The organism is Streptomyces sp. LaPpAH-108 (genome assembly GCF_000373625.1).
GTDB lineage: Bacteria > Actinomycetota > Actinomycetes > Streptomycetales > Streptomycetaceae > Streptomyces.
Map to the genome: position 1 here is coordinate 534,426 of NZ_KB891988.1, position 12,754 is coordinate 547,179.

Annotated in this window: 12 protein-coding genes and 1 riboswitch; of the genes, 2 read left to right on the top strand and 10 right to left on the bottom strand. The window is 72.9% G+C overall.

Translation table 11 applies throughout. The features are described from left to right. Positions 1-27 precede the first annotated feature (27 nt). The 3 genes from B079_RS0108570 to B079_RS0108580 all read right to left on the bottom strand — a co-directional run bounded on the left by B079_RS0108570 (position 28) and on the right by B079_RS0108580 (position 2,633). The gene (locus B079_RS0108570; protein ID WP_018545368.1) at positions 28-1,224 is read right to left on the bottom strand and encodes a DegT/DnrJ/EryC1/StrS family aminotransferase; all 1,197 of its coding nucleotides are present in this window, start codon (positions 1,222-1,224) and stop codon (positions 28-30) included. Further along, the gene (locus B079_RS33205) at positions 1,224-2,075 is read right to left on the bottom strand and encodes a sugar phosphate isomerase/epimerase family protein (protein WP_018545369.1); all 852 of its coding nucleotides are present in this window, start codon (positions 2,073-2,075) and stop codon (positions 1,224-1,226) included. Before B079_RS33205 ends, B079_RS0108570 begins: the two co-directional genes overlap by 1 nt. 72 nt (positions 2,076-2,147) lie before the next feature. After that, positions 2,148-2,633, bottom strand: coding sequence for an RpiB/LacA/LacB family sugar-phosphate isomerase (locus B079_RS0108580; RefSeq protein WP_018545370.1), 486 nt, complete (start codon positions 2,631-2,633; stop codon positions 2,148-2,150). A gap of 353 nt (positions 2,634-2,986) precedes the next feature. Between B079_RS0108580 and B079_RS0108585 the strand changes: the two genes are divergently transcribed. Together B079_RS0108585 and B079_RS0108590 are read left to right on the top strand one after the other, a co-directional pair. Next, positions 2,987-4,288, top strand: coding sequence for a hypothetical protein (locus B079_RS0108585; protein ID WP_018545371.1), 1,302 nt, complete (start codon positions 2,987-2,989; stop codon positions 4,286-4,288). 8 nt (positions 4,289-4,296) lie between these two features. Next, the gene (locus B079_RS0108590; RefSeq protein ID WP_018545372.1) at positions 4,297-4,842 is read left to right on the top strand and encodes a GNAT family N-acetyltransferase; all 546 of its coding nucleotides are present in this window, start codon (positions 4,297-4,299) and stop codon (positions 4,840-4,842) included. An 86-nt stretch (positions 4,843-4,928) separates the two neighbouring features. On the opposite strand, the gene B079_RS0108595 is transcribed toward B079_RS0108590, so the two are convergent. The 7 genes from B079_RS0108595 to B079_RS0108625 form a co-directional block, all read right to left on the bottom strand. Then, complete coding sequence (locus B079_RS0108595; protein ID WP_018545373.1) at positions 4,929-5,624, bottom strand: YoaK family protein; 696 nt, start codon at positions 5,622-5,624, stop codon at positions 4,929-4,931. A gap of 305 nt (positions 5,625-5,929) precedes the next feature. Then, positions 5,930-6,343 carry a transglycosylase SLT domain-containing protein gene (locus B079_RS0108600; RefSeq protein WP_018545374.1) on the bottom strand — a complete coding sequence of 138 codons (414 nt, stop codon included), beginning with the start codon at positions 6,341-6,343 and terminating at the stop codon, positions 5,930-5,932. A 365-nt stretch (positions 6,344-6,708) separates the two neighbouring features. Further along, positions 6,709-7,584 carry an ECF transporter S component gene (locus B079_RS0108605; protein WP_018545375.1) on the bottom strand — a complete coding sequence of 292 codons (876 nt, stop codon included), beginning with the start codon at positions 7,582-7,584 and terminating at the stop codon, positions 6,709-6,711. Next, positions 7,581-9,530 (bottom strand): ABC transporter ATP-binding protein, encoded by a 1,950-nt coding sequence (locus B079_RS0108610; protein ID WP_018545376.1) that lies wholly within the window; start codon positions 9,528-9,530, stop codon positions 7,581-7,583. The genes B079_RS0108605 and B079_RS0108610 overlap by 4 nt, the downstream gene beginning before the upstream one ends. Beyond that, positions 9,527-10,606, bottom strand: a complete 1,080-nt coding sequence (locus B079_RS0108615) for a CbiQ family ECF transporter T component (RefSeq protein WP_051095018.1) — start codon at positions 10,604-10,606, stop codon at positions 9,527-9,529. Before B079_RS0108615 ends, B079_RS0108610 begins: the two co-directional genes overlap by 4 nt. Further along, positions 10,599-11,246: an SCO2322 family protein gene (locus tag B079_RS0108620; RefSeq protein WP_018545378.1), complete on the bottom strand. Its 648-nt coding sequence runs from the start codon at positions 11,244-11,246 to the stop codon at positions 10,599-10,601. The genes B079_RS0108615 and B079_RS0108620 overlap by 8 nt, the downstream gene beginning before the upstream one ends. Further along, a complete protein-coding gene (locus B079_RS0108625; protein ID WP_018545379.1) occupies positions 11,243-12,457 on the bottom strand; it encodes a prenyltransferase/squalene oxidase repeat-containing protein in 1,215 nt (404 codons plus the stop codon). The genes B079_RS0108620 and B079_RS0108625 overlap by 4 nt, the downstream gene beginning before the upstream one ends. 131 nt (positions 12,458-12,588) lie before the next feature. Continuing rightward, a riboswitch (cobalamin riboswitch) is annotated at positions 12,589-12,662 on the bottom strand. Positions 12,663-12,754: the final 92 nt, after the last annotated feature.

The following is a 12,754-nucleotide window of genomic DNA, read 5'->3' on the forward strand; positions in this document are numbered from 1 at the left end:
TGGCGGGCCCCGGCGGGTGGCGGGTGCTCAGCTGCGGGTGGCGGCCACCGTGCGGACGGCGTCCCCGATCGCCTCGGTGATCTCCTCGTTCTCCATCTCGCTCATCAGAGGGTGCAGGCACGGGTGCAGCGCACGGTCCGCGGTGCGTCCGGCGACCGGCAGGTGCTGCCCGGTGGTCGCGCGGGCGATCAACTCGTGCCCGAGCGGGGTGGGCCGCTCGCCTGGCAGGCTGCCGACGCCGTGCCGCGCCGCGAGGAGGCGGCGTACCTCGTTGCGCCCGGCCGCGCCCCAGTTCTCGGGCAGCAGCAGGTTGTAGAGGTAGTGGGTGTGGGCGCGGCCGATGCTCGGCGGCAGCACCATCCCTGGAATGTCGAGGGTGCGCAGATGCTCGGTGCGTTGCTCGGCGAGATGGATCCGGCGGTCGTTCATCTCCTGTAGGCGGCGTAGCTGGACCAGCCCGACGGCGGCCTGCAGTTTGCTCAACTTGTAGTTGCTGCCCAGCAAGCGGCTTTTGCCGAAGCTGCGCAGGCGCCGTAGCCGCACGGCCAGGTCCTCGTCGAAGGTGGTGACCATGCCACCCTCGCCCAGGGTCGTCATCCCCTTCTTGCTCTGGAAGGAGAAGACACTCGCCCAGCCGACGCGGCCGACCGGTCCGATCTCCGTCTCGGCGCCCACCGCGCGGGCGGCGTCCACGATGATCCGGGCAGGGCCGTGCTCGGGGTGGGGGTGGCGCTCAACCAGATCGAGCAGGGCCCGCAGATCCGCGACCTGGCCGTTCATGTGGGTGACCAGGATCGCCCGGGTCCGGCCGGTCAGAAGGTGCGCGACGTGGTCAGGGGCGAGGTTGAACCCGCCGGGCGAAGGCTCGGCGAGCAGCAGGCGCCCACCAGCGCGCAGTACGGACAGGTGCGGGCCGACGAAGTTCAACGCGCCGGAGATCACCTCGTCTCCCGGCCGTAGTCCGAGGCAGGCGAGGACTTGGTCCATCGCGGTACCAGCGCCGTTGTAGGCGATGGCGAACGGGGCGGCGGCATGCACGGCGAAGGCGTCCTCAAACGCGATCTCCCGCGTCTTGGCCCGGAATCCGGTGCGCCAGTCGGTTGAGTCGGTCAGGGCCTGCATCACTGCGTCGATCTCGTCCTGGGTGTACCAGCCGCCGAGGGCGGGCTGGTCCGGCCAGCGCAGTACGGCGGTACCCGGCGCAGTGGTGTCGGAGGTCGTCATCACCGCACCCCCGTGGGGGCGTGGCCAGCGCGGTCCAGGACGTCGTACGTCGCGCGGTAGGCGATCCGGGCGGCGTCCACGGCGGGCAAGGCATGCAGGTCGGGGTGCTTGACCTCCACGCTCACCGGGCCGGTCCAGCCCCAGGCGTCCAGCTCGGCGAGCAGGCGGGGCAGGTCGATGACGCCTTCGCCGGGCAGCACCCGGTGCTCGTCGCGCAGTTGCTCCGGCGCGATTCCGGCCGGAGCGTCGTTGAAGTGCACCCACAGCGGCATCGCCGGGGGGATCTGGCTCAGGCCCGGGGAGCCGGACAGGTGCCAGTGGTAGGAGTCGATCAGGACGCCGACGTTGGATCGGCCGACCCGGGCGAGCACGTCCAGCGTGCCGGGCAGGGTCCGCACGCCGTTCTCCGGTGGGTCGGTGGGGCGCAGCCCCATGTACTCGACGCAGACGTTCAGGCCCCGCCCGGCGGCAAGGTCGGCAACAGCGCCGATACGGTCCTCGACCTCGGCCGGACCGGGGACCGGGGCACCGGTGTCGTCGACGTGCGGGAGGACCAGTGTGCCGCTGCGCGCCCCGAGGCCGGCGGTGAGGTCCATCGCGGCCGGGGCACCGGTGATGGTCCGCGCCCAGCGGGCGGTGTCCCAGCTCAGACGCAGGTTCCATCCCGCGTGCCAGGGGCTGAGGTCCTCGGCGTTGAGCAGCCTGAGCAGGTGCCGGTCCTGTTCGAGGGCGGTGCGCCACTTCTCGGCGGACAGCTCGACGTGCCGGAAGCCGGCCGCGCGGGCCGAGCGGACCGCCTCGGCGCAGGGGCGGCGTTTGTTCATGGTCGAGCGGGTGATGGACAACTCCATGCCGGAGTCCCCCTTTTTTTCAAGCGGATGGGGTGATGCCGGGCGTCATAGCCTGGCTGGGACGGACCGCGTTCAGGCCGGGTGATGATCCCGTGTCCGCTCATAGGCGGTGATCGCCGCGACCTTCGCCGCAGCAGAGGTGGCGGGGTCGAAGCGGTGGACGAGCCACGCGGCCAGCAGCTCACGGGCCCGCTGCAGCGGCACGATCGCCTGCCCCAGGCACAACACTTGGGCGTTCGTGTACCGGACGGCGTGCTCGACGCTGTACGGGTCGTGAGCAGTGACGGCGCGGATACCGGGGACCTTGTTCGCGGCGACGGCCACACCCAGGCCCGTGTGGCACACCAGCAGCGCCCGGTCCGCGCCTCCGTCGGCGATGAGGCGGCCGGCGGCGAGCGCCGCCTCCGGATAGGGCGGCGGATTGCCGGGCGTCAGATCGACGACACACTCGACCAGCGGGTGACCCGCGAGGTCGGCGGCCAGCGCCTGTCGGTGAAGCGCGCCGGCCGCATCCGAGGCCACCGCGATCCGCAGCCGCTCGGACAGAGGTTCAGCCACCAACGACCGTCCTCTCCCTCAGTATCCCGGAGGTGGCCGACAGCTGGCGGGCCGGGGCGGGGCAAACATGGTGGACAAGTGACCTCCAGGGAAGCCGCGGATCCGTCCGCATCACGGCGGACAAGGCCCATGAGCCGCCCGTGCCAGGCCGGACGGCACCCCGGCAAGGACCGGCCGGGCGTCCACTCAGGAAATCCCAACGCCCCTCGCTCAAGCGATGTCAGACCGCCGGAAGTTCTGATGCAAGAACGCCTGGCCCGAAATTTCCGGCCTTCCGTCACTGTCGCGCGCCGTCACCGCTTCGCTACCGTCGAGCAGTAGGCGGAGCCACGTGGAAAGGAGCGAGCGGCCGCATGGATGGGGAGGGTAACGAGGCGTTCCGTCGGTTCCGCGAGGACACGTGGAAGATGAGTCGTACCGAGGCCGCCGCATTCCTGGTGACCAAGGCCCTCGAACGCGGCATGACCGTCCACTTGGGCACCAGGACGATCGCCAACTGGGAAGACGGCGTCACCCACTGGCCGCGGGCCAAGTACCGGCGCCTGCTGCACCACGTGACCGGCCGCACCCCGCAGCAGCTCGGCTTCACACCCCCGCCCCGCCGGGTAAGCCGTACGACGAAGCCCGAGACCCTCGAGCTGCAGGAAGAAGGAGGGGACGACATGCACCGACGCAGCGTCCTCTTAAGCGCCGGGGCCGCCGCACTCGACGCCGCCGTCTCCGACATGGGCAGCTCTCGACCCGCTCTCGGGCCGAACCACCTTCAGTCGCTTATGACCGCCGAGCACGAGCTGTACGCCCAGGACCGCGACCATGGCTCCGCCGACCTCGGCCGCAAGGCCGCCGCCGCGCTTCACACCGCCCACTCCTGGATTGCTCAGGGATGCTACGGCGAGGATCTCGGTCGCCAACTCCACACGGCAACCGGCATGCTGTCCGTCGCCGCAGGCTGGCTCGCCCTCGACGCCCGCCGGACCGCCGACGCCCGCTCCCTCTACACCGAGGCACTCGCCAACGCCCGCCAAGCCGACGACGCCGGCCTGGAAGCCCATGCCTTCGCCTGTCTGTCCCTGCTCGCCCACTCCACCGGCCGGCCCCGCGAAGCCGTCACCACCGCCCAGGTGGCCCAGCGCACTGCCACCGGACTCGGATCTCCCCGCTGGCTGGCCCTGCTGGCGATGCGCGAGGCCCGCGGATGGGCACTCCAGGGCGACCAAGCACTCACCGAGAAATCCTTGATACGGGCATACGACCTGTACGCGAAGGGTCCACGGGACGCGGACCCCAACTGGCTCGCATTCTTCGTCCCCGCCGAGCTGGCCGGACTGGAGTCACTGTGCCGCGCCGACCTAGGGCAGCACACGCGGGCCACTGCCGGAGCGGAGCAGGCGGTGATGCTCTTCGCCGACGGCCACCCGCGCAACCGCGCCCTGTACACCGCCGACGTCGCCCTCCATCACGCCCACAGCGCCAAACCCGACCTCGACGCCGTCACCGACGCCGGGTACCGAACACTCGCCTACTTGCCTGACGTCCGCTCGGAGCGTCTGATCCGCTCATTGCGCGACATCGCCGGCGCCCTCCAGCCCCACCACAAAGTGCCGTCTGTTGCCAACTACCTCGACATCTACCGATCCGCCGTGACCGCCGCCTGAAGGACTTCATGCGCACCTCCCTCACTCTGCAGCGCTACGGCGCCGGAGACGCCTCTGACCTACTCGACACCATTGCCGATGTCTGGGCCGAAGCCCACGCCGGGCACGACGACGTAGCTAAGGCCGGCTTCACCCCCGACACACTGCGCCGTCAGATCACCAGCCACGCCCGCCGCGACGACTTCGTCCTTATCGCCGCCTACGCACAAGGCCAGATCGTCGGCTTCGGCTACGGCTTTCGCTGCACCCCCACCTACTGGTATGGCGAGCAGCTCCTACCCGCCATCACGCCCGCCGCCCGCGACACCGACTCACTGGCCGGAATCTGCGAACTCGCCGTCCGCACCAGTTGGCAGGGCCAAGGCGTGGGCTCCCGCATCCACACCGCGCTACTGGAGACACTGCGGGCCGAGTGGGTCTCGCTCCTGGTGATGCCGGGCGACGGGCCCGCCCGGCGACTCTACGATCGCCTGGGATATCAGTACGCCGGACCGTATAGCGCCAGCCCCGATGGACCAACGCTCGATCTTCTCCTTCTGCGCACCACCTGCTGAAGCCTCTAGGAGCACAGCCGGGTTGTCGGACTTTTGTCGCAGGAATACTGGTTGCCTGCGGCGGAGCCTTTTTCGGCGAAGTCCTGTCAGTCCCGGTCCGACGCCGCCACCGCCAATCCGCCGGAGGCTACCGCTGCGGCGAGGAGGGGTGGGCCCAGGCCGTAGGTGCGGACCAGCCAGGCGCCTAGGCAGGCGCCCAGGAACATGGCGAGGACGGCGGCGGCGCGGCGGGGGGAGCGGCGGGGCGGGGCGGTGGCGTCGCCGAGGCGGGAGTCGGAGGCGAGGCCGGTCAGGGTCATGGTGAGGACCGTGGTGGTGAGGTCGGGGATGCCGAGTTTGCGGACGGTGGCGTTGCGCAGGCCCATCGCCAGGGCGGTGAGGGCGATCAGGGCGTAGCGGGTGCCGGGGGCGTGCGGCCAGGCGAAGGCGATGCCCGCCGAGGCACCGACCAGCAGCGCCTCCACCACCAGGGTCAGCCGGGTCCGGTCGCGCCGGGCCTCCGCGCCCAGGCGGTTCGTCAGCCTGCCCCCGGCCGCCGCGCCGATCAGGAAGCAGCCCAGTGACGTCGCGATGTGCGGTACGGAGAAGCCGGGCGTGCCCACGGCGGCGAAGCCGAGCACGACCACGTTGCCGGTCATGTTGGCGGTGAAGACCTGGCCGAGGCCCAGATAGCCGACCGCGTCGATCAGCCCGCTCACCACGGTCAGCAGCAGAAGCACCACCGTGAGGCGCATCCCGCGCGGACGCGGCACGGGTGTCGAACCGGTCGTGGGCGCCGCCATCTCTACCTCCGGTCGTCCGCGCGGGCAGGGCGGGGACCAGTGGATCACGGGGGTGGGGCCCGGCGCGGGTACGGCGCGGTCACGAGGAGTGGCACAGTGGCGTACGACAGCTCAACTCGGCCTGCGCGGAGCGCGATTCGCCCCGGACATGCGTGCGCACCCTCGCCTCGCGGGCAAGGGTGCGGATATCGGTCGGGGCGCTCGTCGGCCCCGAGGGCTTCGAGCGAAGCGGGTGGTGCGACCCGGCCGGTCCGGCCGGGCGTCGCTGGACCCGGGGTCCAGTGGCGGGGTCAGTGGGCTACGGCTCAGTACCAGCCGTGGGTCTGCCAGAAGTTCCAGGCCTGAACCGGGCTGCCGTAGCGCGAGTTCATGTAGTCGAGGCCCCACTTGATCTGGGTGGCCGGGTTGGTCTTCCAGTCGGAACCGGCGGAAGACATCTTGGAGGCGGGCAGGGCCTGGACCAGACCGTAGGCACCGGAGGAGCTGTTGGTGGCCGAGGGGTTCCAGCCGCTCTCGTGCGACACGATCTTGTTGAAGGCGGCGTACTGCGCCGAGTTCGGGATCATCTGGTGCGCGATCGACTGGGCCGAGGAGGACGAGGTCGTCGCGGCCTGGGCGGGCGCGGTGCCGAGCGCGATGCCGGCGGTGGCGGCGGCCAGGGCGGCGACGGTGACGGCCTTCTTCGGGGTGGCGACGCGGCGGATGAACGAGAAAGACATGAAAATCCTTTTGCTTGGGTACAGGGCGGCGCCTCGTACGTCCCGGCCGCGCTCCGCGCTGCAACGCGCTTCACCCGCCGGCCGCATACGTCGGCGCCGCGGCCTGTGAGGGCTCGTGGCGCCTGGCGACGTCATCCAGAGAAACAGGATTCCGGGATGTCCGCAATGACCCCTTTTACTAGTGGTGGCCGGACCGTTGGCGTCGGCCGACTGTGTGACCGGCGTCTCAAATCGCAGGTCATGAGGGGTGCAAATATGGATGTATCGGACATTTAAGTCTACGAAGCCGCCTCGTAGGTGACGTGCGTCATGTGGGGTGCTTCACCGGGCGACCACCTCGGCGCCGACCCTCCGGATACGGCCTCTCACGCTCCGGGCGCGTCGAATGTGACCGCCGTCTCGAAGGCGGCCCGCCGCGTGGCCCGGCGCAGCGCGCGCAGCACCGCAGGGCCGAGGGCCACGGTGAGAACGACCGTGCAGACCGCCCGGCCCAGGTCCCAGCCCATGGAGGTGGCCAGGCAGTAGGCGAGGAAACGGGCCAGGTTGGCGGGCACGGAGGCGTGCGGATCGAAGGCGATGTCCGAGGCCATGGTGCCCATGAACGGCCAGCCGGCCAGGTTCATCACCGTGCCGTAGGCGAACGCGGCGACGAAGCCGTAGCCGCCCAGAAGCAGCAGCTCGGCCCGGCCGCGCAGCCGGGAGCGGCCCGGCAGCAGGCCCGCGCCCATCGCGAACCAGCCCATCGCCAGCATCTGGAACGGCATCCACGGCCCGACCCCGCCGGTCAGCAGCGCGGAGGCGAACATCGTCACCGAGCCGAGCACGAAGCCGAAGCCGGGACCGAGGACGCGTCCGCTGAGCACCAGCAGGAAGAACATCGGCTCGATGCCCGCCGTACCCGCGCCGATCGGCCGCAGCGCCGCGCCCGTCGCCGCGAGCACGCCCAGCATCGCGACCGCCTTCGGGCCGAGGCCCGACTCGGAGATCGTCGCCGCCACCACCGCGACCAGCAGCACCAGCAGCCCCGCGAACAGCCAGGGCGCGTCCTCGGCGTGCGCGCTCAGCTGCGAGGCGGGCGGCGCGAGGAAGGGCCAGCCGAAGGCGACGATGCCTACGGCGCTGACGAGCAGGAGCGCGGCGAGGGAGCGGGGTCCTAGGCGGACGGCGTGGGTGGGGCGGGCCGGGGCGGGGGCCGGGGGCCGGGCTGCCGTGGTGGTCGGCGGAGCGGGAGTCGGTGTCATGCCAGGGCCCTCCTGACCTCGGCGACCGTCAGCCAGGGCTGGGGGGCCAGGATCTTGGTGACCTGGGGGGCGAAGGAGGGGGAGGAGACCACGATCTCCGCCGTGGGGCCGTCCGCGATGACCTCGCCGTCGGCCAGCAGGACCACCCGGTGCGCGATCTCGGCGGCCAGCTCCACGTCGTGCGTCGCCAGCACGATCGCGTGCCCCTCGGCCGCCAGGCCGCGCAGGACGGTGACCAGGCGGGCCTTCGCCGCGTAGTCCAGACCGCGCGTCGGCTCGTCCAGCAGGAGCAGCGGCGGGCGCGCGGTCAGTACGACGGCCAGCGCGAGCGCGAGGCGCTGGCCCTCGGAGAGGTCGCGCGGGTGGGTGTCGTCCGTGATGCCCGGCAGCAGCCCGGACACCAGCGCCCGGCAGGTCCCCGGCTCCGCACCCGCGTCCCGGTCGGCGGCGGCGCACTCGGCGGCCACCGTGTCGGCGTACAGCAGATCGCGCGGCTCCTGCGGGACGAGACCGACCTTCTGTACGAGTTCCCGTGGCGTGATCCGGTGCGGTACGGCCCCGCCGACCCGCACCGAGCCCGCCGTGGGCTCCACCAGCCCGACCAGGGAGCCGAGCAGCGTCGACTTCCCGGCGCCGTTGCGCCCCATGAGCGCGACGGTCTCGCCGGGGCGGACGGTGAGGTCCACACCGGCCAGGGCGCGTATCCGCCCGCGCCGGACACCGAGGTCGCGCACCTCGGCGACCTGGGGGGTGGCGGGGGAGCCGTCGGTACGCCGGAGGGGGCGGCGGAAGAAGGGGAGCGCACGGGCGCTCACCGGCCGGGGGCGGGCGGTGGCCCGCCCGGTGGGCCGCTCGATGGACCGGGAGGGGAGGGCAGCGGCTGCCCCGCCCGGCCGGCCTTCGGCGACGGACGCCGGGGCGCTCGACGGGGCATCGGAACCGGTGGGCGTCGGCGCGTCCGGCCCGTCCGCTCCGGTGGGTGTCGGCTCGTTCGTACGGGTGGGTGTCGCCCTGTCCGCTCCGGTGGGTGCCGACCCGACCGCTCCGGCTGACGCCGAGTTGCCCGCTCCGGCGGATGCCGACTCGTCCACTCCGGCGGGTGCCGCCCTGTCCGCTCCGGCCGACGCCACCCCCGCCAGTCGTTCCCGCAGTGCCGGAGCCCTGCGGCGGGCATCTCGCACGGTCAGGGGCAGTGGGGACCAGTCCGCCAGGCGGCCCAGTTCCACCACCGGGGGATAGACCGGGGAGACGGCCATGATCTCGGCCGGGGTGCCCGTGAGTGGGGGCTCGCCCGGGGCGGGGAGGAGGACGACGCGGTCGGCGTACTGGATCACGCGTTCCAGGCGGTGTTCCGCGAGCAGGACCGTCGTGCCGAGGTCGTGGACCAGGCGCTGGAGGACGGCCAGGACCTCCTCGGCGGCGGCCGGGTCGAGCGCCGAGGTCGGCTCGTCCAGGACGAGCACCTGAGGGTGCGGGGTCAGCACCGAGCCGATGGCGACCCGCTGGCGCTGGCCCCCGGAGAGCGTGGCGATGGGACGGTCGCGCAGATCGGCCAGGCCAAGGAGGTCCAGCGTCTCCTCCACCCGGCGCCGCATGACCTCGGGGGCGAGGCCCAACGACTCCATGCCGTAGGCGAGTTCGTCCTCCACCGTGTCCGTCACGAAGTGCGCGAGCGGGTCCTGCCCCACCGTGCCCACCACGTCGGCCAGTTCGCGCGGCCGATGGGTGCGGGTGTCCCGGCCCGCGACCGTGACCCGGCCGCTCAGCGTGCCCCCGGTGAAGTGCGGCACCAGACCGCACACCGCGTTCAGCACGGTCGACTTGCCCACCCCCGACGGGCCGACGAGCAGCACGAGTTCGCCCTCGGGCACCTCGAAGTCCACGTCCCGTACGGTCGGTTCGGCCGCGCCCTCGTAGGTGACGGCGACCTTCTCGAAGCGGATCACGCGCGCTCCCTGGGTTCCTGGGGGACGACGAAGGCGGGCAGCAGCGCGAGCAGCACCGAGGCGGCGGGCCACAGCGGCAGCGCGGGCGCGGCGAGCGGGACGACACCCGGGTTCAGCGCGTCCGGCTCGCGCGCGGCGGCCAGGGTGAGCAGCGCGGCGACCGCTGCCCCCGAGCCCGCGACCAGCCACGCCCGTACACCCCACGGCGCCGGACGGTACCGGGTGCGCGGCGACCGCCGCCCGCCGAGCCGCAGCCCGGCCAGCGCGGCGGCGGCCCCGGCGAACAGCACGGGCAGCCCGTAGGTGCCGCCCTCGGCGGTGAGCAGGCCGTACGTCCCCGCGCACACGCCCAGCAGCCCGCCGAGGGTGAGCGCGGCCGTCGTACGCCGTACCCGCGCGGGCACCTCGGCCGTGCGGCCGAAGCCGCGCGCGTCCATCGCGGCGGCCAGTGCGACCGAGCGCTCCAACGCGCCCTCCAGGACCGGCAGTCCGACCTGGAGCAGCCCCCGCACACCCCGGTCCGGGCGCCCGCGCAACCGCCGGGCCGCGCGCAACCGCCGTACGTCCGCGATGAGATGGGGCGCGAAGGTGAGCGCGACGACCACGGCGACGCCCGCCTCGTACAGCGCGCCCGGCAGCGACTTCAGCAAACGGGCCGGGCTGGACAGGGCGTTGGCCGCGCCGACGCAGATCAGCAGGGCGGCCAGTTTCAGGCCGTTGTACGCCGAGAAGAGCAGCGCCTCGGCCGTGACCGGGCCGCCGAGCCGGATGCCCTGCGCCCAGTCGGGCAACGGGAGTTCGGGCAGCGTGAACAGCACATGCGTACCCGGGACGGGCGAGCCGAGGAGGACCGTGAAGGCGAGGCGTACGCACAGCACGGCGACGGCCAGCTTGGCGAAGGCCGCGTAGGAGCGGGCCCAGGGCGCGGCGGAGCGGTGGGTGGCCACCACATAGCCGGACGCGGCGACGAGCAGGGCCAGCAGCAGCGGGTTGGTGGTGCGGGTGGCGGCGGTGCCGAGCCCGAGCGCCCACAACCACCAGGCACCGGGATGGAGTTGAGGGGACCGCTCAGGCATTCCGGCGCCGCCGGGCCTGCCACACCGCCGCCCCGGCGAGGACGGCGATCACGCCCGCGCCGACGGGCAGCCCGAGGGAGGGACCGCCGGAGTCCTTCGCCGCGGGCTTGTCCCGCTGCTCGGCCGTCTTGCCGCCCGCCGTGATCTGCTCCCCGCAACCCCGGTGCGGATAACCGGAGATGGCGCACAGCAGCGCGTTGGTGTCGTAGCGCAGCGGCTTGGCGACCTGGGCCAGGGCCTCGGCGGTGGTTGCGTCGGGGGCGACGCGGACGCAGGCCGTACGGACCGGCGGCGGCTTCTCGCCCGAGGGCGCGTCGGCCGGGGTGCCGAAGTCGATGACGAGCGCGACCCGCTTGGTGCCCTGCTTCGCGGGCGTACGGGCGCAGAGGGTGGCGAAGTCCGCCGTGCCGCGCGGACGGGTCGCGTCCGCGGAGTCCTCGCTGACCGCGAACCGGAAGCCCTGCACGTCGCCGTCCTCGGGACGGGTCGTCGAGGGCCCCTGGCTCGCGTACGTCCAGTGGCCGCCGGAGCGGTCCCAGAAGGACCAGTACCGGTAGCCGGTGGCGTGGGCCTGGGCGGCCCCGGCCACGAGGAGCAGGGCCGCGACCAGGAGCGTCGCGGCACGGCGGACGACGGTCACGTCCGGTTCTTCTTCCGGCCGCTGGCCAGGAAACCGGCGCCGATGCCCGCGAAGAGGCAGGACCCGACGAACCACCACACCTGGTGGTTCGACTTCTTCTCCTCGGCCTTGTGCGCGGCGGCCTTCTTCTCCTGCTCGGGCGCCGGGCCCAGCTTGTCCAGCGCCTGGACCAGGTTGGTGCCGCCGAATTCCTTCGGGTTCTCGCCGAGCGCGTGCGCGGCCAGGATCAGCTGGGCGTAGGCGGCGGGCCCACTCTGCCGAGCCCACGGACCGGCGTTCTTCTCCAGCCAGGCGTACGGCTTCTTCGCCTGCGCGCCCCAGCCGTCGGCGGCGAGCGCGACCACCGTGTCGGCGGTGTTGCCGAAGTCCGGCTGGTCCTTGGCGCCGGGCATCGCCGACATCAGGTGACCGCTCTTGGCGACGGCACCGAAGAGGTAGGCGGCGGCGTTGTCGGCCAGGCGGCCGGGGGTGGCCTTGCCGGAGTCCGTGCAGGCGGGGGCCTTGGCGCGGGGCTCGGCGGGCTCGACCACGAAGTTCTTGCCGAGGGCGCCGAGCACCGCGGCGGCGGTGGCGTCCGCGTTGGCGGCGAGCCTGCCCTTCTTGTCCGGCTGGTAGGCGAAGGCGCCACCGCCGTCCTTCGCGCACGGGATCGCCAGGGCGGCCAGCGCCTCGGCCGGGGCCTTGCCCTTGGCGTGCTGCTTGGCCGGGTCCAGACCGACGGCGGTCAGCGCGCCGACGACCACGGAGGTGGAGTTGGCGTCGCTCGGGGAGCCGGGGGAGTAGCCCCAGCCGCCGTCCTTGTTCTGCTGCGCCTTCAGCCAGCGCACGGCCGAGCCGGTCTCGGCGCGGTGGCCGCCGAGCGCGGCGAGCGCCTGGACGGCGGCGGCGGTGCTGTTGGTGTCGGGCTGCGCGCCCTTGCCGCCGCACGGCTTGGCGGTGTCGGCGCGGAAGGCCGCGAAACCGCCGTCGGCGCACTGCTGGCCGGTCAGCCACTTCACCGCGGCGGCGGCAGGGCGCTCACCGACGGTGTGCTGGGCGAGCAGGGCCAGCGACTGGCGCCAGACGCCGTCGTAGGTGGGGTCGCCCTTGCCGAACAGCCCGGCCGGGACCGTCGCCTTCGGGGACGGGGACGCATCGGCGGCCGTGGCGGGCGCGGCTGCGGCCAGCACGCCTATCGCGGCGAGAGCCGCGGCACTGCGGCGGACGTTCATGGTCGGCGACTGCCTCTCCTGCGGGGAAGCCGGGCAGCGCACGGGCAACCCCGGGCGGCTCGGCTCCGTAGACCTCGACGGTGCCGTGCGCGGCAGGGGCGCCGCACACGCGAGCCGGTCACATCCCGCAGGGGCGCTCCGGCTCACCGCCTCTGCGGGCGGCTCACGGTTGCGGGCTCAGCGCCGGAATCGCACCGGCTTCCCCCCGTACGGGTGTATGACGACCTGGCCACTTTACCGGCAGCCGACGACGCCCCGGCAGTGGCCGCCACCACACCGGCACCCTTCCGTGACCCT